Origin of the sequence: Pseudomonas sp. CBS, assembly GCF_024734645.1 — a bacterium.
Lineage (GTDB): Bacteria > Pseudomonadota > Gammaproteobacteria > Pseudomonadales > Pseudomonadaceae > Aquipseudomonas.
On sequence record NZ_CP102929.1, the window covers coordinates 4,236,771 to 4,256,839 of the forward strand.

The 20,069-nt window shown below is 61.1% G+C and carries 17 protein-coding genes; 5 read left to right on the top strand and 12 right to left on the bottom strand.

Annotation, left to right across the window (positions count from 1 at the left end):
• Positions 1 to 225 precede the first annotated feature (225 nt).
• The 7 genes from NVB75_RS19515 to NVB75_RS19545 all read right to left on the bottom strand — a co-directional run bounded on the left by NVB75_RS19515 (position 226) and on the right by NVB75_RS19545 (position 9,815).
• Positions 226 to 1,125, bottom strand: a complete 900-nt coding sequence (locus NVB75_RS19515; protein ID WP_258342868.1) for a response regulator — start codon at positions 1,123 to 1,125, stop codon at positions 226 to 228.
• A 124-nt stretch (positions 1,126 to 1,249) separates the two neighbouring features.
• Positions 1,250 to 2,011, bottom strand: a complete 762-nt coding sequence (gene phoU / locus NVB75_RS19520; protein WP_063033814.1) for a phosphate signaling complex protein PhoU — start codon at positions 2,009 to 2,011, stop codon at positions 1,250 to 1,252.
• Between the two features lie 72 nt (positions 2,012 to 2,083).
• Positions 2,084 to 2,917, bottom strand: coding sequence for a phosphate ABC transporter ATP-binding protein PstB (gene pstB, locus NVB75_RS19525; RefSeq protein WP_076013195.1), 834 nt, complete (start codon positions 2,915 to 2,917; stop codon positions 2,084 to 2,086).
• A 139-nt stretch (positions 2,918 to 3,056) separates the two neighbouring features.
• Positions 3,057 to 4,727 (bottom strand): phosphate ABC transporter permease PstA, encoded by a 1,671-nt coding sequence (gene pstA, locus NVB75_RS19530; RefSeq protein WP_258342869.1) that lies wholly within the window; start codon positions 4,725 to 4,727, stop codon positions 3,057 to 3,059.
• A gap of 15 nt (positions 4,728 to 4,742) precedes the next feature.
• Complete coding sequence (locus NVB75_RS19535; protein ID WP_258348678.1) at positions 4,743 to 6,776, bottom strand: ABC transporter permease subunit; 2,034 nt, start codon at positions 6,774 to 6,776, stop codon at positions 4,743 to 4,745.
• A gap of 430 nt (positions 6,777 to 7,206) precedes the next feature.
• Positions 7,207 to 8,196: a phosphate ABC transporter substrate-binding protein PstS gene (locus NVB75_RS19540; protein ID WP_076013198.1), complete on the bottom strand. Its 990-nt coding sequence runs from the start codon at positions 8,194 to 8,196 to the stop codon at positions 7,207 to 7,209.
• A gap of 329 nt (positions 8,197 to 8,525) precedes the next feature.
• Positions 8,526 to 9,815 carry an MFS transporter gene (locus tag NVB75_RS19545; RefSeq protein WP_258342870.1) on the bottom strand — a complete coding sequence of 430 codons (1,290 nt, stop codon included), beginning with the start codon at positions 9,813 to 9,815 and terminating at the stop codon, positions 8,526 to 8,528.
• Between the two features lie 455 nt (positions 9,816 to 10,270).
• On the opposite strand from NVB75_RS19545, the gene NVB75_RS19550 reads away from it, so the two are divergent.
• Together NVB75_RS19550 and NVB75_RS19555 are read left to right on the top strand one after the other, a co-directional pair.
• Entirely contained in the window at positions 10,271 to 10,675 is a 405-nt protein-coding gene (locus NVB75_RS19550) for an acyl-CoA thioesterase (RefSeq protein WP_003176975.1), read from the top strand.
• 58 nt (positions 10,676 to 10,733) lie between these two features.
• Positions 10,734 to 11,633, top strand: coding sequence for a D-hexose-6-phosphate mutarotase (locus NVB75_RS19555; protein ID WP_258342871.1), 900 nt, complete (start codon positions 10,734 to 10,736; stop codon positions 11,631 to 11,633).
• Between the two features lie 120 nt (positions 11,634 to 11,753).
• Here NVB75_RS19555 and NVB75_RS19560 read toward each other — a convergent pair whose 3' ends face one another.
• From NVB75_RS19560 to NVB75_RS19580, 5 genes are all read right to left on the bottom strand, one after another.
• The gene (locus tag NVB75_RS19560; RefSeq protein WP_258342872.1) at positions 11,754 to 12,302 is read right to left on the bottom strand and encodes a DUF3299 domain-containing protein; all 549 of its coding nucleotides are present in this window, start codon (positions 12,300 to 12,302) and stop codon (positions 11,754 to 11,756) included.
• A gap of 63 nt (positions 12,303 to 12,365) precedes the next feature.
• Positions 12,366 to 12,611, bottom strand: coding sequence for a GlsB/YeaQ/YmgE family stress response membrane protein (locus NVB75_RS19565; RefSeq protein WP_003213408.1), 246 nt, complete (start codon positions 12,609 to 12,611; stop codon positions 12,366 to 12,368).
• A 103-nt stretch (positions 12,612 to 12,714) separates the two neighbouring features.
• The gene (locus NVB75_RS19570) at positions 12,715 to 13,800 is read right to left on the bottom strand and encodes a 5-(carboxyamino)imidazole ribonucleotide synthase (protein ID WP_258342873.1); all 1,086 of its coding nucleotides are present in this window, start codon (positions 13,798 to 13,800) and stop codon (positions 12,715 to 12,717) included.
• A 12-nt stretch (positions 13,801 to 13,812) separates the two neighbouring features.
• Positions 13,813 to 14,304: a 5-(carboxyamino)imidazole ribonucleotide mutase gene (purE, locus tag NVB75_RS19575; protein WP_258342874.1), complete on the bottom strand. Its 492-nt coding sequence runs from the start codon at positions 14,302 to 14,304 to the stop codon at positions 13,813 to 13,815.
• 331 nt (positions 14,305 to 14,635) lie between these two features.
• On the bottom strand, positions 14,636 to 15,544 hold the full coding sequence (locus NVB75_RS19580; protein ID WP_003213413.1) for a LysR substrate-binding domain-containing protein: 909 nt from the start codon (positions 15,542 to 15,544) through the stop codon (positions 14,636 to 14,638).
• Between the two features lie 181 nt (positions 15,545 to 15,725).
• Here NVB75_RS19580 and NVB75_RS19585 point away from each other — a divergent pair, with 181 nt between their 5' ends.
• From NVB75_RS19585 to NVB75_RS19595, 3 genes are all read left to right on the top strand, one after another.
• Entirely contained in the window at positions 15,726 to 17,150 is a 1,425-nt protein-coding gene (locus NVB75_RS19585) for an aspartate ammonia-lyase (RefSeq protein WP_258342876.1), read from the top strand.
• Between the two features lie 391 nt (positions 17,151 to 17,541).
• On the top strand, positions 17,542 to 18,993 hold the full coding sequence (locus tag NVB75_RS19590) for a sodium:alanine symporter family protein (protein ID WP_258342877.1): 1,452 nt from the start codon (positions 17,542 to 17,544) through the stop codon (positions 18,991 to 18,993).
• A 77-nt stretch (positions 18,994 to 19,070) separates the two neighbouring features.
• Positions 19,071 to 20,048 (top strand): asparaginase, encoded by a 978-nt coding sequence (locus tag NVB75_RS19595; RefSeq protein ID WP_258342879.1) that lies wholly within the window; start codon positions 19,071 to 19,073, stop codon positions 20,046 to 20,048.
• The last annotated feature ends 21 nt before the right edge of the window (positions 20,049 to 20,069 follow it).

Sequence of the window (20,069 nt, forward strand, 5' to 3'; positions counted from 1 at the left end):
GGTTGGCCTGCCAGGGACGATTGGATGGCAGGCTAACAAGGGATCATGACAGTGCTATGTGAACCGTCCACTGCCCCTGTGGCGAGGGAGCTTGCTCCCGCTGGGGCGCGAAGCGGCCCTGATAAAGTCACTACAGTTCTGCAGAACAGACTGCGCCAAAGTTTCGGGGCTGCTGCGCAGCCAACGGGAGCAAGCTCCCTCGCCACAGGTAAAGCGTTAACCCTGTCACGCACCCGGCACAAAATGCTTCTGTGCAGTCCCGCGGGCGATCAGCCGCGAAATGTAGTCGAGCTTCTGTGCATCCTGGTCGATAAACCGGAAGGTCAGCTGCAGCCAGTCACTGTCAGGCTTGGGCTCGTAGGCCACGACGGCGTGCAGGTAGCCATTAAGACGGGCCACCTCGGCGTTTTCGCCCTGCTCCAGGTCGAGCACTGCGCTTTCCAGTACCTGAGGCAGGATTTCACCGCGACGCACCACCAGCAGCGCCTCCTTGATGCTCAGGGCCTTGATCACACATTGCTGGGTGCCGCTGGACAGGCGCAGCTGGCCCTGGCCACGCCCGCCGGCTGGCGATGCCGTCGCAGCAGCCTGCACCGGCTGGCTGTTGAGCAGGCCTTTGCTCGGTGCGGCCACCGGAGCCGGCTTGAGCGCTTCAGGCTTACCGCCGGTCAGGGCGCTCAGGGAGTCATTGCCGAACGCCGAGTTCATCTTGGTCGGCGCGCTGGCGATCAGCGCGTCGAGGCGACCGATCTTGTTCAGCGCCTGCTTGACCTTGTTCAGCAACTGCTCGTTGGTAAAGGGCTTGCTGACGTAGCCGGAAACCCCGGCCTGGATCGCCTGCACCACGTTTTCCTTGTCGCCACGGCTGGTCACCATGACAAACGGCATGGCTTTGAGATGAGGCTGCTCACGGCACCAGGTCAACAGTTCCAGGCCGGACATTTCCGGCATTTCCCAGTCGCACAGCACCATGTCGAAGGTTTCGCGCATCAGGATGGCCTGGGCCTTTTTGCCGTTCACCGCGTCTTCGATCTTGATACCCGGGAAGTAGTTACGCAGGCACTTCTTCACCAGGTCGCGAATAAACGAGGCGTCATCCACCACCAATACACTGACTTTGCTCATCGACCCTTCATCCTATAAAAACCCCGGCAAGCATAACGCTTCGCTGATGGCGTTTTGCCAAAAATTCCAACGCCACAAACGAAAACGCCCGACCAAAGGCCGGGCGTTTATTTCTCGGGCAATCTTACTTATCGTCAGGAACGCCCGGAACATTAGGGATTTGATCGGTTGTGCCTTCAACTTCTGCTTTCATGCGCTTGAGGCCCATGTGCCGCACGTCGGTACCACGGACCAGGTAGATCACCAGTTCCGAGATATTGCGCGCGTGATCACCGATACGCTCCAGCGAACGCAGCACCCAGATGATGCTCAATACCCGCGAGATAGAACGCGGGTCTTCCATCATGTAAGTCGCCAGTTCACGCAGGGCGGTCTTGTACTCACGGTCGATGATCTTGTCGTACTGGGCCACCGACAACGCCAGCTCGGCGTCGAAGCGGGCAAACGCGTCGAGGGCATCGCGGACCATGTTGCGCACCTGGTCACCGATGTGGCGCACTTCGACATAACCACGCGGCGCTTCGCCTTCTTCGCACAACTGGATGGCCCGGCGGGCAATCTTGGTGGCTTCATCGCCGATGCGCTCCAGGTCGATCACTGACTTGGAAATGCTGATGATCAAACGCAGGTCGGACGCCGCCGGCTGACGACGGGCCAGGATGCGCAGGCATTCTTCGTCGATGTTGCGTTCCATCTGGTTGATCTGGTCGTCGATCTCACGTACCTGCTGGGCCAGGCCGGAGTCGGCCTCGATCAGCGCGGTGACCGCGTCGTTGACTTGCTTCTCCACCAGACCGCCCATGGCCAGGAGGTGGCTGCGCACTTCCTCAAGCTCGGCGTTGAACTGCGCGGAGATGTGATGGGTAAGGCCTTCTTTGCTAATCATGTTGGCGTCCTTGGAACGTCCAGTAAGGTGCGGTCGACCGCAGCATCAGTTCAGTGAGCAACCAGCCACCTACTACCCGTAGCGACCGGTGATGTAGTCTTCGGTCTGCTTCTTCGCCGGGTTGGTGAACAGGGTATCGGTGTCGCCAAACTCCACCAGCTTGCCCATGTACATGAACGCGGTGTAATCGGAAACCCGCGCCGCCTGTTGCATGTTGTGGGTCACGATGACGATGGTGAACTTGGACTTGAGTTCGTAGATCAGCTCTTCGACTTTCAGCGTGGAGATGGGGTCGAGTGCCGAGCAGGGTTCGTCGAGCAGCAGCACTTCCGGCTCCACGGCGATGGTGCGGGCGATCACCAGACGTTGCTGCTGGCCACCGGACAAACCGAGGGCTGACTCGTGCAGGCGGTCCTTGACCTCGTCCCACAGTGCCGCGCCTTTCAAAGCCCATTCAACGGCTTCGTCGAGAATGCGCTTCTTGTTGATGCCCTGGATGCGCAGGCCGTAGACCACGTTTTCATAGATGGTCTTGGGGAACGGGTTGGGCTTCTGGAACACCATGCCCACCCGGCGACGCAGCTCGGCCACGTCTTCGCCCTTACGGTAGATGTTGGTGCCGTACAGATTGATCGCGCCCTCGACGCGGCAGCCGTCCACCAGATCGTTCATCCGGTTGAAGGTGCGCAGCAGGGTCGACTTGCCGCAACCGGACGGGCCGATGAAGGCGGTCACGCGCTGCTTCGGGATGTTCATGCTGACGTCGAACAGCGCCTGCTTGTCGCCGTAGTACAGGCTCAGGCTCGGGACTTCGATGGCCACGGTTTCCTGAGCCAGGCTCAGGCTCTGCTTGTCGCGACCCAGGGCTGACATGTTGATGCCGTGGGAATGGGTTTCATGTTGCATGGGATGCTCCCTGTGCTACCAATTCGTTTTGTGGGAGCGGGCTTGCTCGCGAAGGCGTCAGGTCAGTTGACCCATGTATGACTGATACACCGCATTCGCGAGCAAGCCCGCTCCCACATTTAGTCCGCGTTCATTTCAATTAACTGTCCAACGCTTTGTATTTTTCGCGCAGGTGGTTACGAATCCACACCGCCGACAAGTTGAGCGTGGCGATCACCAGCACCAGCAGCAAGGCAGTGGCGTACACCAGCGGCCGTGCGGCTTCGACGTTAGGGCTCTGGAAGCCGACGTCATAAATATGGAAGCCCAGGTGCATGATCTTCTGGTCCAGGTGCAGGTACGGGTAGTTGCCGTCCACCGGCAGCGACGGCGCCAGTTTCACCACACCTACCAGCATCAGCGGCGCCACTTCACCGGCGGCGCGGGCCACGGCGAGGATCATGCCGGTCATCATCGCCGGGCTGGCCATCGGCAGGACGATCTTCCATAGCGTTTCCGCCTTGGTCGCGCCCAGTGCCAAAGAACCTTCACGTACGGTGCGAGGGATCCGCGCCAGGCCTTCTTCGGTGGCTACGATCACTACCGGTACCGCCAGCAGCGCCAGGGTCAGGGACGCCCAAAGCAGGCCAGGCGTACCGAAGGTCGGTGCCGGCAAGGCTTCGGCGAAGAACAGCCGGTCGACCGAGCCGCCCAGCACGTAGACAAAGAAGCCGAGGCCGAACACGCCGTAAACGATGGCGGGTACACCGGCCAGGTTGTTCACCGCGATGCGGATAATTCGCGTCAGGGTGTTCTGCTTGGCGTATTCACGCAGGTACACCGCCGCCAGCACACCGAACGGGGTCACGATCATCGCCATGATCAGGGTCATCATCACGGTGCCGAAGATCGCCGGGAAAATCCCGCCTTCGGTGTTGGCTTCCCGTGGGTCGTCGCTGAGGAACTCCCAGATCTTGCTGAAGTAGAAGCCGATCTTGGTCATGTAACCCATGGCGTTCGGCTGGTAGGCATGCACCACCTTGCCGATGCCGATTTCGATTTCTTTGCCGTTGGCATCGCGGGCGGTGAGGCTGTCGCGGTTGAACTGGGTGTGCAGGTCCGCCAGGCGGGCTTCGATGTCCTTGTAGCGGTTGTTCAGTTCGGCGCGACCGCTGTCCATATCGGCTTGAGCGGTGGCGTCCAGCTTGCCTTCCAGCTCCAGCTTGCGACCGTGCAGGCGGATGCGTTCGAGGCCGGCGTTGATTGCGCCGATATCGGTTTTCTCAAGGGTCTTGAGCTGGGCCGCGAGCTTGTTGACGCGGTCGACGCGGGCTTGCAGTTCCGGCCAGGCCGCCTCGCCTTCAGCGATGACCTTGCCGTCCTGCTTGACGTTGACCAGGGTGCCGTAGAAGTTGCCCCACTCACGACGTTCGATGGCCATCAGTTCGACCGGCTTGGTCTGGTTGGTCAGCCACTCGCCGACGATCCAGGTGAAGTCGTTGCCGTTCAAGTCACGGTTGCCGACCTTGATCAGCTCGCGGGTCATGAACTCCGGGCCTTGGTCAGGCACCGGCAAGCCAGCGCTTTTCAGACGCTCGCGGGGCACTTCTTCTTTCTGCACCACTTCGCCGACGACGATATGGTTTTCCTGGCCCGGCACGTTGTAGCTGGCCTGGATCAGGTCGGCCGGCCAGAAGTGGCCCAAACCACGCACGGCAATCACGGCCAACAAACCAATGGTCATGATGACCGCGATGGACACCGCGCCACCGCTGATCCAGACGCCCGGGGCGCCGCTCTTGAACCATCCATTCAGGGAGTTCTGTTTCACAGACTTCTACCTTTCTTAAAGCGACGAGTATTTCTTGCGCAGACGCTGACGAATCAGCTCGGCGAGGGTGTTCATGACGAAGGTGAACAGCAGCAGCACCAGCGCCGAGAGGAACAGCACGCGGTAGTGGCTGCCGCCGACTTCCGATTCGGGCATTTCCACCGCGACGTTGGCTGCCAGGGTGCGCAGGCCTTCAAACAGGTTCATCTCCATCACCGGCGTGTTACCAGTGGCCATCAGCACGATCATGGTTTCACCGACCGCGCGGCCCATGCCGATCATCAGTGCCGAGAAGATGCCCGGGCTGGCGGTCAGGATCACTACGCGCGTCATGGTCTGCCATGGCGTGGCACCCAGGGCCAGGGAGCCCAGGGTCAGGCCGCGCGGCACGCTGAATACGGCGTCTTCGGCGATGGAGTAGATGTTCGGGATCACCGCAAACCCCATGGCCAGGCCGACTACCAGGGCGTTGCGCTGGTCGTAGGTGATGCCCAGGTCGTGGGAGATCCACATGCGCATGTCGCCGCCGAAGAACCAGGTTTCCAGGTACGGGCTCATGTAAAGCGAGAGCCAACCCACAAACAGGATCACCGGGATCAGGATCGCGCTCTCCCAGCCATCCGGGACCCGCAGGCGGATCGACTCAGGCAGGCGACTGAAGATGAAGCCGGCCACCAGGATGCCAATCGGCAGCAGCATCAGCAGGCTGAAGATCCCCGGCAAATGCCCTTCGACATACGGCGCCAGGAACAGGCCGGCGAAGAAGCCGAGGATTACCGTCGGCATCGCTTCCATCAACTCGATCACCGGCTTGACCTTGCGGCGCAGGCTCGGGGCCATGAAGTAGGCGGTGTAGATTGCAGCGGCGACGGCCAGTGGCGCGGCCAGCAGCATGGCGTAGAACGCGGCCTTCAGAGTACCGAAGGTCAGGGGCGCCAGGCTCATCTTGGGTTCGAAGTCGGTGTTGGCGGCGGTCGATTGCCAGACGTATTTAGGCTCGTCGTAGTTTTCGTACCAGACCTTGCTCCACAACGCGCTCCAGGAGACTTCCGGGTGCGGGTTGTCCAGCAGCAGCGGTTGCAGCTTGCCACCGGCTTCGACGATCACCCGGTTGGCCCGTGGCGACATGCCGAAGATACCGGTGCCATCGACCACCTGGTCCACCAGCAACGTGCGGTGGGCGGTGCTGTGGAACACGCCGAACTTGCCGGAGGCGTCGAGGGCAGTGAAGCCTTTGCGACGTTCTTCAGCGGTGATTTCAACGATAGGCGCGGTGCCCATCTGGAAAGTACGAATCTGCTTCAGGCGTTGTTCGCCGTCCGGGTCGCGAGCCATGAACCACTGCGCCAGGCCACCGCTGGAGTTACCGATGATCAGCGAGATGCCGCCCACCAGCTGGGTGCTGGCCGTGACTTGCGCCACGCCGTCGTCCAACAATTTGTAGCGACCGTTGAGGCTCTTGTCCCGCAGGCTGAACACATCGGCCTGGGCGCGGCCGTTGATCACGTACAGCCACTGTTGGCGCGGATCAACGAAGATGGCCTTCACCGGCTCGGCCATTTGCGGCAGTTCGATGCGCTTCTGCTCGGTGGTGACTTCCTCGGTCATCATGTTTTCTTCACGGCTGATGGACAGCACGTTCAGATGAGCTCCGCTGGAACCGGCCACCACCAGCGTCGAGTCGGTCGCGTTCAACGCGACGTGCTCAAGGGAGCGGCCTTGTTCGTCGAGGACGATCGGCGTTTCGCCATAAGGGTATTCGACGGCGGGCGAGATGGTCTTCTTGCCGTCCGGGTACGACACTTTATAAGTGTGGCGGAACACCAGCGACTGGCCGTTGGACAGGCCGAGGACCACCAGCGGGCTGCCGGGCTGGTCTTCACCGATGGAGGCGACGGTCACACCGGCCGGCAATGGCAGGTCAACGCGCTTGAGTTCGGCACCCGTGTCAACGTTGAAGAACAGCGCCTGGCCCTTGTCGGAAACCCGCATGGCGACCTGGTTCTGTTCTTCCATGGAGATCATCAGCGGCTTGCCGGCGTCCTGCAGCCAGGCAGGCGCCAGGGCGTCTTCCTTGGTCAGGTTGGCGCCGTGGAACAGCGGGGCGACCACGTAGGCGAGGAAGAAGAAGATCAAGGTGATCGCGCCCAGGACGGCAAGGCCGCCCACCAGCACGTACCAACGGGTCAGGCGATCCTTGAGCGCGCGGATGCGGCGCTTGCGTTGCAGCTCAGGCGTATTGAAATCAATGCGCTTGGGGGGAGAAGTCGTCGTCATGGTGGAATTGGCCAGATCATTCATGCGCACACCCTAGCGATCCTGTATGACAGAAAGATGACAATGCAGTGACGCAAGAAATCCGCCGCGTAGCAGGGCTGGCAGCGGATTAAAAAATGGGAGGCGAGGTCCAGGTCTTACAGACCCCGCCCAGGCCTTGAACCGTGGGTAAACCCCGGTTCAAGGCAGGTTTACCGGAGGCTTATTTGCCACCTTCTTTCAAGCCCAGGTCAGCCAGTGCCTTGGCGGCAACTTTGGCTGGCAGCGGGATGTAGCCGTCTTTCACTACAACTTCCTGGCCTTGCTTGGACAGGACCAGCTTCACGAACTCGGCTTCCAGCGGGGCCAGAGGCTTGTTCGGAGCTTTGTTGACGTAAACGTAGAGGAAGCGCGACAGCGGGTATTTGCCGTTCAGGGCGTTTTCTTCGGTGTCTTCGATGAAGTCAGTGCTGCCTTTCTTGGCCAGGGCCACGGTCTTCACGCTGGCGGTTTTGTAACCGATGCCCGAGTAACCGATACCGTTCAGCGAGGAGCTGATGGACTGCACAACCGACGCCGAACCGGGTTGTTCGTTCACGTTAGGTTTGTAGTCGCCTTTGCACAGGGCTTCTTCTTTGAAGTAGCCGTAGGTGCCGGATACCGAGTTACGACCGAACAGTTGCACTGGCTTGTTGGCCAGGTCGCCGGTCACGCCCAGGTCGCCCCAGGTTTTGACGTCAGCTTTGGCACCGCACAGGCGAGTCGAGGAGAAGATCGCGTCGACTTGCTCCATGGTCAGGTGCTGGATCGGGTTGTCCTTGTGCACGAACACGGCCAGGGCATCCACGGCAACCGGGATAGCGGTTGGTTTGTAGCCGTACTTCTGCTCGAAGGCAGCCAGTTCGGTGTCCTTCATCTTGCGGCTCATCGGGCCCAGGTTGGAGGTGCCTTCAGTCAGCGCAGGAGGAGCAGTGGCGGAGCCGGCGGCCTGAATCTGGATGTTGACGTTCGGGTATTCCTTTTTGTAACCCTCAGCCCACAGGGTCATCAGGTTTGCCAAGGTATCGGAACCAACGCTGGACAGGTTGCCCGACACACCAGTGGTCTTCACGTAAGCCGGAATTGCCGGGTCAACACCAGCGGCTACCGCGTTAGCGGTCGCAACGCCAGCAGCGACAAAAGTCATTGCCGCCATCAAACGTTTCAGTTTCATGCCTTGCTCCTAGCAGATAGGGATAGTTGGATCGGGGCCAAGTATCGGTAGGCCGTGTGAACACTCTATGTCTGGAATATGACAATTAGATGAAAGGCCAGCATTTATGAAAAAGCTGACAGGAAGGAGAAACGTCAATAAATCCGGGGCTTGCGAGGAGATGTGAGCGATTTCGTGGAAACAATCTGTAATCGTTGTAAGGCAAAATCTGTGGCGAGGGAGCTAGCTCCCGTTGGGTCGCGTAGCGGCCCCCAAAATGGAACTGCTGCGCAGTTCAACGGGAGCAAGCTCCCTCGCCACAAGGTTATCCGTCAGTTTTCAAAAAAGTGTCAGCGCCCACGCTTCCACAGATACGCACCCACGGCCATCCCCATCACGCACAGGACAGCCACGTAGTAAGCAGGGCCCATCGGGCTTTCCTTCATCAGCAACGACACCGCCAAGGGTGTCAGGCCACCGAATACGGCATAGGCGACGTTGTAGGAAAACGACAAACCACTGAAACGCACCACTGGCGGGAACGCTTTCACCATGACATAGGGCACCACACCGATGGTGCCTACAAACAGGCCGGTCAAGGCGTACAACGGGAACAGCCAATCCGGGTGAGCCATCAGGCTGTGATAGAGCGTCCAGGACGTTGCCAGCAACAGCGCGCAACCGATGATCAGCACACGCCCGGCACCGAATCGGTCGGCCAGGGCCCCGGAGGCAATACACCCCAGGCTCAGGGTGACGATGGCCAGGCTATTGGCCTGCAGCGCCACCGTAGGGCTGAAGTGGTAGACGGTTTGCAGCACGGTCGGCGTCATCAGGATAACGACGACCACACCGGCCGAGAGCAACCAGGTCAGCAACATCGACAACACGATGGCACCACGGTGGTCACGCAGCACCGCGCGCAATGGCAACTCGGCCGCCAGGGTCTTGCGCTGTTGCATCTCGGCGAAGATCGGGGTTTCGTGCAGCCAGCGACGCAGGTACACCGACAACAGGCCGAACACACCGCCCAGCAGGAACGGAATCCGCCAGGCGTAATCCGACACCTGCTCCGGGCTATAAAGGGTGTTGATGGCAGTGGCCACCAGCGAACCCAACAGAATGCCCGCCGTCAGGCCGCTGGTCAGGGTGCCACAGGCATAACCGATGTGACGGGGCGGCACGTGCTCGGAAACGAACACCCACGCGCCTGGCACTTCACCGCCAATCGCCGCGCCCTGGATCACGCGCATCAGCAGCAACAGGATCGGTGCCCACAGGCCGATCTGTGCATAGGTCGGCAGCAGGCCCATGATCAGGGTCGGCACGGCCATCATGAAGATGCTCAGGGTGAACATCTTCTTGCGCCCCAGCAGGTCGCCGAAGTGCGCCATGATGATCCCGCCCAGCGGCCGCGCCAGGTAGCCGGCGGCGAAAATACCGAAGGTCTGCATCATGCGCAGCCATTCGGGCATCTCGGCTGGGAAAAACAGTTTCCCGACCACCGTGGCGAAAAATACGAAGATGATGAAGTCGTAGAACTCCAGCGCCCCGCCCAAGGCAGACAGCGACAGGGTTTTGTAGTCGTTGCGGGTCAGCGGGCGCGAAGGTTGCGCACTGCTTGCGGGCACGGAGGACATGGCAAGGCTTCTCTTATAGTAGTCAGGACGGCAAGCCCGGGACTTGCGGCAGGCTTGGCAAGATAGCAAATCGCTTGAAAAAGCACAGCGTTGGGCCGTTAACAGTTCAGATAAGCGAAATATTCCCGTAGCAGAAGCGCAATTAGCATGAGCAGGAGCACAGTTGCCGGAAAAAGCCGCGATACAGCGTCTATTTACCGACCAAATGAGCGACGGGAGGTCGTCGTGGCGCCGACGGCTCGATATACTCGCCCATTGCAAGCGCCAGACCCGCATCCTTGAGGGGCTGCTGTGCCAAAACGCCGTTGGTGTCCTCCAGCCGATTTGGCAGAGTTTCCCTTTAGTACGCCTTACGAGAAACGCATCGAGCGGTGTATGTTGGTGCTGAAACGTTTTTCCAGAGACGGCTATCCACTTGAAATACCCATAAAGCGTCACGGGTCAGAGGCACCGGCATGATCGAACTCGAACAAGAAGATCCTATCCCGCAAGGCGACCTCGCCCTGCAAATTACCGCACTCCCGCGTGAGACCAACGGTTTCGGCGACATCTTCGGCGGCTGGCTGGTCGCGCAGATGGACCTGGCCGGCACGGCCATGGCGAGCAAGGTTGCCGGTGGCCGCGTCGCGACCGTGGCGATTGATCGCATGGCATTCCTGGTGCCAGTGGCCGTCGGCGCACAGTTGTCTTTCTATACCCAGGCCCTGGAAATCGGCCGCAGCTCGATCCAGATGATGGTCGAAGTGTGGAGCGACGACCCGCTGTCCAGCGAATGGCGCAAAGTCACCGAAGCTGTGTTTGTGTTCGTTGCCATCGATGGCAGCGGTCGCACCCGGTCGGTTCCGTCGCGGGCGCGTTAAACATCGCGACGTTTTGACGGTCCATTGCCCCATTGTCTGCCATTGAGAGCGCGCGCCTATGTCTACGCCCAACGTTGAAACCGTAAAACTGGATGAGCTGAGCGCTTGGCGCATCCACCATAACGGGGCCGAATTGGTGGTGGCCCAGCAAGGCGCGCATATCGTCAGCTACCAGCGCGCTGGCGAGAAGCCAATCATCTGGCCCAACGATCAGGTGGTGTTCAAGAAAGGCAAAGGCATTCGTACCGGCGTGCCGGTGTGCTGGCCATGGTTTGGCGTGTTCGACCGCAACCCGCAAAGCGTCAAGGCGATGTACCAGGGCGACGAGCCGGCTGGGGCGCATGGTTTCGTACGGACCGCCGACTGGACGTTGGCTGGTGTTGAAGCTGAAGGCACGGCGTTGCGGGTTGAACTGGAACTGCCGGTGCCTGAAGGCGGCTTCCCGGGTTGGCCGCATCCAGTTGACCTGAAGATGAGCATCCTGCTGGATGATCAACTGCACATCCGCCTGACCAGCCATAACCGTGGTACCGAGACCGTCAGCCTCAGCCAGGCGCTGCACAGTTATTTTGCGGTCAGTGATGTGTGCAACGTGCAGGTCGACGGCCTGGACGGGCGGGCCTATATCGACACCGCCGACGGCTGGACCCACAAGCAGCAATCCGGGCTCCTGCACTTCACCGCCGAGACCGACCGCATCTACCTCGACACGCCGGCTCAGCTGAACATTGTCGATAAAGACTGGCAGCGCCGCGTTCAACTCACCAGCACAGGCTCGCGCTCGACGGTGATCTGGAACCCGTGGACCGAACGCGCCAAGGCTTTCGCCGACATGGCCGACGACGGCTGGCAGGGGATGCTGTGCATCGAGACCGCGAACGTGCTGGATGATGCAGTGACACTGGCGCCGGGTGAAAGCCATAGCTTGGGCGTGAGCATCGCCGGTATTGCCCTGTAAACCCAATCAAAAATGTGGGAGCGGGCTTGCTCGCGAATGCGCCGTGTCAGTCAATACATGTGCTGACTGACACACCACTTTCGCGAGCAAGCCCGCTCCCACATTAGGTTCTGCGTCAGATCAGAGATCCGACTCCTTAACCGCCCGCACTTTGCCCGCATCCAGCGCATACGCCGCATCGGCCAGGTCATTGTTGACCTTCTCTACCTTCAGCGTGCCCGTCACCCACAGCGGGGTGTAGATGTCATCCAGCTTCAAACCCTTGGGATAACGCACCAGCACCAACTGGTTGGGCGGCGGTGGCGGCACGTGGATGCAGGCGCCCGGGTAAGGCACCAGGAAGAACAGCGTGCTGCGGCCCTTCGCGTCGGTTTCCAGCGGCACGGGGTAGCCGCCGATGCGGATGTTCTTGCCGTTCATGGCAGCCACGGTCTTGGTGGAATACATCACCGCCGGCAAGCCCTTGCTCTGCTTCAGGCCACCCTTTTCGGTGAACGTGCCTTGGGCTTCCGGGGAGTTGTGGTCGATTTCCGGCATTTCTTCGAGGGCTTTCTGGTCCGACTTGGGCATCAGTTCCAGCCAGTCGGTTTCCGGCAGTTCGCCAGCGTGGGCCAACCCGGTGCATAGAAGAAGGGATAACAGAAGACGGCGCATGGAGAGGCTCGGCATGGATTACAGTGCCGGCATTCTAGCCCTCTGCGCCTGCGCAGCGCAGAGGGCTTGGTCGCTAAATTACTTCTTTTTCAGCAGACCGTAGATCACCAGCAGCACCACGGCACCCACCAGCGCACCAATGAAGCCTGCGCCTTGGCCAGCCTGATAGATGCCCAGTGCCTGGCCACCATAGGTCGCAACCAGCGAACCGGCGATACCCAGCAGGATGGTCATGATCCAGCCCATGCTGTCGTCGCCTGGCTTCAGGAAACGCGCCAGCAGGCCGACGATCAAACCGATAAAGATGGTCCCAATGATACCCATGGCATTTCCCTCTGATTGAAGTGAGCTAAGTCAAAGCCTAGTCAGACTTTGGCTTCCTGCAATCAGAGGGTAGCGGGTACCAATGGTTCCGCCCGGCCTTGGGTTATTGCTCGGCGATCAGCGCTTCGACCTTGAGGATCTGCGCTTGCAGCGTCGCGCGGTCCTTGCAGCGCAGGTTGGCGTGGCCGACCTTGCGCCCGGCCTTGAACGCCTTGCCGTAGTGATGCAGATGGCAGTCATCAATCGCGATCACGCGATCAACCGGCGGCACCACGCCGATGAAGTTGAGCATGGCGCTCTCGCCGACCTTGGCCGTGGAGCCCAAGGGCAAGCCCGCTACCGCCCGCAGGTGGTTTTCGAACTGGCTGCACTCGGCGCCTTCGGTGGTCCAATGCCCGGAGTTGTGCACGCGCGGAGCGATTTCGTTAGCCTTGAGGCCGCCGTCGACTTCAAAGAACTCGAACGCCATCACGCCGACGTAATCCAGTTGCTTCAGCACACGGCTCGAATAATCTTCGGCCAGGGCTTGCAGCGGGTGGTCGGTGCTGGCCACGGACAGCTTGAGGATGCCGCTGTCGTGGGTGTTGTGTACCAGCGGGTAGAAACGCGTTTCACCATCCCGCGCGCGCACGGCAATCAGCGAGACTTCACCGGTGAACGGCACGAAGCCTTCCAGCAGGCAGGCAACGCTGCCCAGTTCGGCGAAGGTACCAACCACGTCATCAGCGGTGCGCAGGACTTTCTGGCCCTTGCCGTCGTACCCCAGGGTGCGGGTCTTCAGCACGGCCGGCAGGCCGATGGAGGCGACTGCGGCGTCCAGGTCAGCCTGGGACTGGATGTCGGCGAAGGCCGGCGTCGGGATGCCCAGGTCCTTGAACATGCTCTTCTCGAACCAGCGGTCACGCGCGATGCGCAAGGCTTCGGCGCTCGGGTACACCGGCACGAACTGCGACAGGAAGGCCACGGTTTCAGCCGGGACGCTTTCGAACTCGAAGGTCACCAGGTCGACTTCATCGGCCAGTTGGCGCAGGTGATCCGGGTCGCTGTAATCCGCCCGCAGATGTTCACCCAACGCAGCCGCACAGGCGTCCGGCGCCGGGTCCAGGAAAGCGAAGTTCATCCCCAGCGGCGTACCCGCCAGGGCCAGCATACGGCCCAGTTGGCCGCCACCGATTACACCGATTTTCATCAATCAACCACCTCAGGCAATGCGTGGGTCTGGATTGTCCAGGACGCTGTCTGTCTGCTCAGCACGGAATTTTTTCAGCACCGCGTGGAACTGCGGGTACTTGGCGCCGAGAATGCTGGCGGACAGCAAGGCTGCGTTGATCGCGCCGGCCTTGCCAATCGCCAGGGTGGCCACCGGAATACCGGCAGGCATCTGCACGATGGACAACAGCGAATCCACGCCCGAGAGCATCGACGACTGCACCGGTACGCCCAGCACTGGCAGGTGAGTCTTGGCGGCACACATGCCTGGCAAGTGAGCTGCACCGCCGGCACCGGCGATAATCACCTCGATGCCACGGGATTCTGCCTCATCGGCATACTGGAACAGCAAATCCGGAGTGCGGTGGGCGGAAACCACCTTCACTTCATAGGGAATGCCGAGTTTTTCCAGCATATCGGCGGTGTGGCTAAGGGTGGACCAATCGGACTTGGAGCCCATGATCACGCCAACCAATGCACTCATCGTCGTGCCTCTTCTCTCTGGGCGCCCGCAGGCGCGTCAAAAAACAACAAGCCACGCGGGAAATCCAGCGTGGCTTGTTGTACGAATTAAGGCCGGTTGGACCGGCCGAAGGCCGCGCAGTATACCGTAATAACGCAGATAAACAGCCCCTGGAATGACCATCTGTCTTACACCTCAACAGGCGGTTTTATTGACTTCCAGGTCAGCGAACACACCAGAAAACTAATGTGGGAGCGGGCTTGCTCGCGAATGCGGTAGATCAGCCACAGATGGGTTGACTGACACTACGCTTTCGCGAGCAAGCCCGCTCCCACATTTGATCTGTGTGGGCTCAGGTATTCTGCGCCGCACCACCTTCCAGCTTGCGCCACAACAACCGCACGTTCGCCTTGCGCACCAACGCGCAGCGATACAACCGGATCTCCAGCGGCACATGCCATTGCGGGCCGCCGCACACCACCAGTTCGCCCCGGGCCAACTCGGCGCGCACGCTCAACTGTGGCACCCAGGCAATGCCCAAGCCTTCAAGGGCCATGCTTTTCAGGCTGTCGGCCATGGCCGTTTCGTAAATTGTGGTGAAGCGCAGCGCCCGCTGACGCAGCAGCAGGTTTACCGAGCGCCCCAGGAAAGCCCCGGCGCTGTAGGCCAGCAGCGGCACGCTGCCCTCGCCTTCCAGGTCGAACAGCGGCTTGCCGTCGGCATCGGCGGCGCACACCGGCAGCATCTCGGTGTTGCCCAGGTGCAGCGACGGGAAGATCTCCGGGTCCATCTGCATCGCCGCATCCGGGTCGTAGAACGCCAGCATCAAATCGCAACCGCCTTCGCGCAGCGCATGCACGGCGTCGCCCACGTTGGTGGCGACCAACCGCGTGGCGATGTTCAGCCCTTCGTTGCGCAACTGCGCGATCCAGCGCGGGAAGAAGCCCAATGCCAGGGAGTGCGCCGCCGCGACTTGCATGACTTCGCCCTGCCCGCCTTCCAGGTGATGGAGGTGGCGGAGCACTTCACCCAGTTGCTCGACCACGGTACGCGCGGTGACCAGGAATAACTGCCCCGCCGCCGTCAGTTCGACCGGCGTGCGCGAGCGATTGACCAGGGTCAGCCCCAGCGCGGCCTCCAGGCTGCGGATGCGCCGACTGAACGCCGGCTGGGTGACAAAGCGCCGCTCCGCCGCCTGGGAGAAGCTGCGGGTGGCAGCCAGGGCGCTAAAGTCTTCCAGCCATTTGCTTTCAAGGTTCATCACATCCTCCCGGGGCATGCACCATTTTGGCACACACGACCGTTATGGTAACGGGGTCACACCGACATTATGCCGTTTATGCATAGGCCAGTGTTTAACAGCATTGGCCCTAAATCTCCTGCAAGCCTAGCATTCACAGCGTTCCGGCCTAGCCCGGGTCCATATCGAGATGATTTCCGTCATGTCCTCCGCTGCATCTTTCCGCACAGAAAAAGACCTGCTTGGCGTACTCGAAGTACCCGCTCAAGCGTACTACGGCATCCAGACCCTGCGAGCGGTGAATAACTTCCGCCTCTCGGGCGTTCCGATTTCGCATTACCCGAAATTGGTGGTCGGCCTGGCAATGGTCAAGCAGGCAGCTGCTGACGCCAACCGCGAGCTGGGCCAACTCAGCGAAGCCAAGCACGCTGCCATCAGCGAAGCCTGTGCCCGTCTGATCCGCGGCGATTTCCACGAAGAGTTCGTGGTGGACATGATTCAAGGCGGCGCTGGCACTTCAACCAACATGAATGCCAACGAAGTCATCGCCAACATCGCGCTGGAGGCCATGGGCCACAGCAAGGGCGAATACCAATACCTGCACCCCAACAACGACGTGAACATGGCGCAGTCGACCAACGACGCCTACCCGACCGCGATCCGCCTGGGTCTGCTGCTGGGCCACGACGCCTTGTTGGCCAGCCTCGACAGCCTGATCCAGGCGTTCGCTGCCAAAGGTGAAGTGTTCAGCCACGTCTTGAAGATGGGCCGTACCCAGCTGCAAGACGCCGTGCCGATGACCCTCGGCCAGGAATTCCGTGCCTTCGCCACCACCCTCGGTGAAGACCTGGCTCGCCTGAAGACCCTGGCGCCTGAGCTGCTGACTGAAGTGAACCTGGGCGGCACCGCCATCGGTACCGGCATCAACGCCGACCCGCGTTACCAGGCCCTGGCCGTTCAACGCCTGGCCACCATCAGCGGCCAACCGCTGGTACCGGCTGCCGACCTGATCGAAGCCACCTCCGACATGGGCGCCTTCGTGCTGTTCTCCGGCATGCTCAAGCGTACCGCGGTGAAGCTGTCGAAGATCTGCAACGACCTGCGCCTGCTGTCCAGCGGCCCACGCACCGGCATCAACGAAATCAACCTGCCGGCGCGTCAGCCAGGCAGCTCGATCATGCCCGGCAAGGTCAACCCGGTCATCCCGGAAGCCGTGAACCAGGTCGCGTTCCAGATCATCGGTAACGACTTGGCACTGACCATCGCGGCCGAAGGCGGCCAGCTGCAACTGAACGTGATGGAGCCGCTGATCGCCTACAAGATCTTCGACTCGATCCGCCTGCTGCAACGCGCCATGGACATGCTGCGCGAGCACTGCATCGTCGGCATCACCGCCAACGAAGCCCGCTGCCGCGAACTGGTGGAGCACTCCATCGGCCTGGTCACCGCGCTGAACCCGTACATCGGCTATGAAAACGCCACCCGCATCGCCCGTATTGCCCTTGAAAGCGGCCGCGGCGTGCTGGAACTGGTGCGCGAAGAAGGCTTGCTCGACGACGCCATGCTCGACGACATCCTGCGCCCCGAAAACATGATTGCCCCACGTTTGGTCCCGTTGAAGGCCTAAGCGTTTGTTGCACCGCTCACCAGGTTGAGGGACTAGACACCTCTCACCTTTTGAGGGCCTGAAGGCTCGTTCTTCAGGCCCTTTTTTTGCCTTACGGTTGCGAAATGATGCCTATAAAAACTCCAAGATCGCCCCACAAACCCGCCTTGCCCGTAACGCCTTGGCTGAAACCTTTAATCGCCTCGTGCAGACGGATCACACACTCCTAGGTATAGTGCCGCCCCTCTTCGCGTCAGCGGTCGTCGGTAACGAGACCCTGGGAAGCGCGAAACCGCATGAATAACAACACCCGCAAAAGGATTGGGGTCGAAGCGTCGCGCACTGCCTGGTGCCGAGCGATGCGCCGGACCGTCCTGCGTTTGCCATTAGAAAAATCAGCGAGGAACACTCCATGCTAGAAGTCATCAACGACTTCCTCTCAGGGAAAGTATTGATCGTGCTCATTGTCGGGCTCGGTGGTTACTTCACGATCCGCTCGCGTTTCGTTCAGTTGCGTCACTTTTTCCACATGTTTTCGGTGTTTCGCGACAGCCTGAAAAGCAGCGCCGGCCAGCTCAGTTCGTTCCAGGCGCTGATGCTCAGCCTCGCCGGGCGCGTGGGTGCCGGCAACATCGCAGGCGTCGGCATTGCCGTGACCCTGGGTGGCCCGGGCGCCGTATTCTGGATGTGGGTCACCGCACTGGTGGGCATGTCTTCGAGCTTTATCGAGTGCTCCCTCGGCCAGCTCTACAAACGCACCGACGCTGAAGGCACCTACCGTGGCGGCCCGGCGTATTACATCCAGCACGGCCTGCACAAGCGCTGGTTGGGCATGGTGATGGCGTTCCTGCTGCTGGTGACCTTCGGTTTCGCCTTCAACGGCCTGCAAGCCCACGCCGTCACCCACTCGCTGAACAACGCGTTTGGCCTCGACACCACCTACACCGGCCTCGCCCTGGCGGTGCTGCTGGGCCTGGTGTTCATCGGTGGGATCAAGCGTATCGCCTCGATCGCCGACCTGCTGGTGCCGGTCAAGACCCTGGTCTACATCGCGGTAACCCTGTACGTGATCGTGCTGCAATTCGACCACGTGCCGGCCATGCTCGCGACCATCGTCAAGAGCGCCTTCGGCCTCGACCAGGCCTTCGGTGGCCTGGTGGGCAGCGCGATCATCATGGGCGTGAAACGCGGCGTGTTCGCCAACGAAGCCGGCCTGGGCAGTGCGCCTAACGTGGCGGCAGTCGCTTCGGTAGAACACCCGATCGCCCAAGGCGTGGTGCAAGCGTTCAGCGTGTTTCTCGACACCTTCGTGATCTGCACCTGCACCGCGTTGCTGATCCTGCTCTCGGGTTTCTACACCCCGGGCTTTGAAGGCGACGGCATTGCCCTGACCCAGAACTCCCTGGCGGCAGTCGTGGGTGACTGGGGCCGGATGTTCATCTCGGTGGCCCTGGCGTTGTTCGTGTTCACCTCGATCATGTACAACTACTACCTCGGCGAGAGCAACCTGCGCTTCATCGTGGGCGACAACCGCAAGGTCCTGATGGGCTACCGCGCGCTGGTGCTGGTGCTGATTTTCTGGGGTTCCATCGAGAACCTGAGCACCGTGTTCGCCTTCGCCGACATCACCATGACCATGCTGGCGTTCGTCAACCTGTTCGCCCTGGCGTTCCTGTTCAAGATCGCCATGCGCATCCTGAATGACTACGACGGCCAGCGTGCTGCGGGCATCAAGACCCCGGTGTTTGATTCCAGCAAGTTCCCGGACCTGGACCTGGACCGCAAGGCGTGGCCGGCGAATCCGGTGAAGCCTGAGCCAACCGCTCAAGCATCGGCTGAACTGAGCGCTCAAACGCAACGCTAAACCTAGATAGATGACACGCCGCCCGGCCTTGGGCATGCTCTGGGCCCGGCGGCGTTTTTCGTTCAGGAGATTCTTCAATGCAACCAGCCAACAACGTCATGGTGCTCTACACCGGCGGCACCATCGGCATGCAGGCCAGTGCCAATGGCCTGGCCCCCGCTTCGGGTTTTGAAGCGCGCATGCGCGAGCAACTTGCCCACCTGCAAGCACCCGCCTGGCGCTTCCGGGAAATGTCCCCACTGATCGACAGCGCCAACATGACCCCCGCCTACTGGCAGCGCCTGCGCGCCGCCGTGATCGAGGCAGTGGACGAGGGTTGCGACGCCGTACTGGTACTGCACGGCACCGACACCCTGGCCTACAGCGCGGCCGCCATGAGTTTCCAACTGCTGGGCCTGCCCGCGCCGGTGCTGTTTACCGGCTCGATGCTGCCGGCCGGCGTGCCCGACAGCGATGCCTGGGAAAACGTCAGCGGTGCGCTGGTAGCCCTGAGCCAAGGCCTGGCGCCGGGCGTGCAACTGTACTTCCACGGTGCACTGATGGCCCCGACCCGCTGCGCGAAAATCCGCAGTTTTGGTCGCCACCCGTTTGCCGCGTTGCAGCGTAACGGCGGCGTCGCCAAGGCGGACATGATTCCGGCGGCGCTGCATTACCGCCAGCCCAAGGCGGTGGTCAATGTGGGCGTGCTGCCACTGGTGCCGGGCATCGCCGCCGAGCAGTTGGATGCGTTGATCGACAGCGGCATCCAGGCGCTGGTGCTGGAATGTTTCGGCAGCGGCACCGGGCCGAGCGACAACCCCCAGTTCCTCGCCAGCCTCCAGCGCGCGCAGGATAACGGCGTGGTGGTGGTGGCAATCACCCAATGCCATGAAGGCGGTGTGGAGCTGGATGTGTACGAAGCCGGTAGCCGCTTGCGTGGCGTGGGCGTGTTGTCGGGTGGCGGGATGACCCGTGAAGCCGCGTTCGGCAAGCTCAATGCGCTGTTGGGTGCCGGCCTGCCCGTGGCAGAAGTGCGTCGCCTGGTAGAACTCGACCTGTGTGGCGAGCTGGGCTGACCTACATATCCACCGCTCTCC

Bases quoted from the DNA above. Each gene is read 5' to 3' on its own strand.
- NVB75_RS19515 (WP_258342868.1), bottom strand. From the start codon at position 1,125: ATGAGCAAAGTCAGTGTATTGGTGGTGGATGACGCCTCGTTTATTCGC.
- phoU (WP_063033814.1), bottom strand. From the start codon at position 2,011: ATGATTAGCAAAGAAGGCCTTACCCATCACATCTCCGCGCAGTTCAAC.
- pstB (WP_076013195.1), bottom strand. From the start codon at position 2,917: ATGCAACATGAAACCCATTCCCACGGCATCAACATGTCAGCCCTGGGT.
- NVB75_RS19540 (WP_076013198.1), bottom strand. From the start codon at position 8,196: ATGAAACTGAAACGTTTGATGGCGGCAATGACTTTTGTCGCTGCTGGC.
- NVB75_RS19545 (WP_258342870.1), bottom strand. From the start codon at position 9,815: ATGTCCTCCGTGCCCGCAAGCAGTGCGCAACCTTCGCGCCCGCTGACC.
- NVB75_RS19550 (WP_003176975.1), top strand. From the start codon at position 10,271: ATGATCGAACTCGAACAAGAAGATCCTATCCCGCAAGGCGACCTCGCC.
- NVB75_RS19555 (WP_258342871.1), top strand. From the start codon at position 10,734: ATGTCTACGCCCAACGTTGAAACCGTAAAACTGGATGAGCTGAGCGCT.
- NVB75_RS19560 (WP_258342872.1), bottom strand. From the start codon at position 12,302: ATGCCGAGCCTCTCCATGCGCCGTCTTCTGTTATCCCTTCTTCTATGC.
- NVB75_RS19565 (WP_003213408.1), bottom strand. From the start codon at position 12,611: ATGGGTATCATTGGGACCATCTTTATCGGTTTGATCGTCGGCCTGCTG.
- NVB75_RS19570 (WP_258342873.1), bottom strand. From the start codon at position 13,800: ATGAAAATCGGTGTAATCGGTGGCGGCCAACTGGGCCGTATGCTGGCC.
- purE (WP_258342874.1), bottom strand. From the start codon at position 14,304: ATGAGTGCATTGGTTGGCGTGATCATGGGCTCCAAGTCCGATTGGTCC.
- NVB75_RS19580 (WP_003213413.1), bottom strand. From the start codon at position 15,544: ATGAACCTTGAAAGCAAATGGCTGGAAGACTTTAGCGCCCTGGCTGCC.
- NVB75_RS19585 (WP_258342876.1), top strand. From the start codon at position 15,726: ATGTCCTCCGCTGCATCTTTCCGCACAGAAAAAGACCTGCTTGGCGTA.
- NVB75_RS19590 (WP_258342877.1), top strand. From the start codon at position 17,542: ATGCTAGAAGTCATCAACGACTTCCTCTCAGGGAAAGTATTGATCGTG.
- NVB75_RS19595 (WP_258342879.1), top strand. From the start codon at position 19,071: ATGCAACCAGCCAACAACGTCATGGTGCTCTACACCGGCGGCACCATC.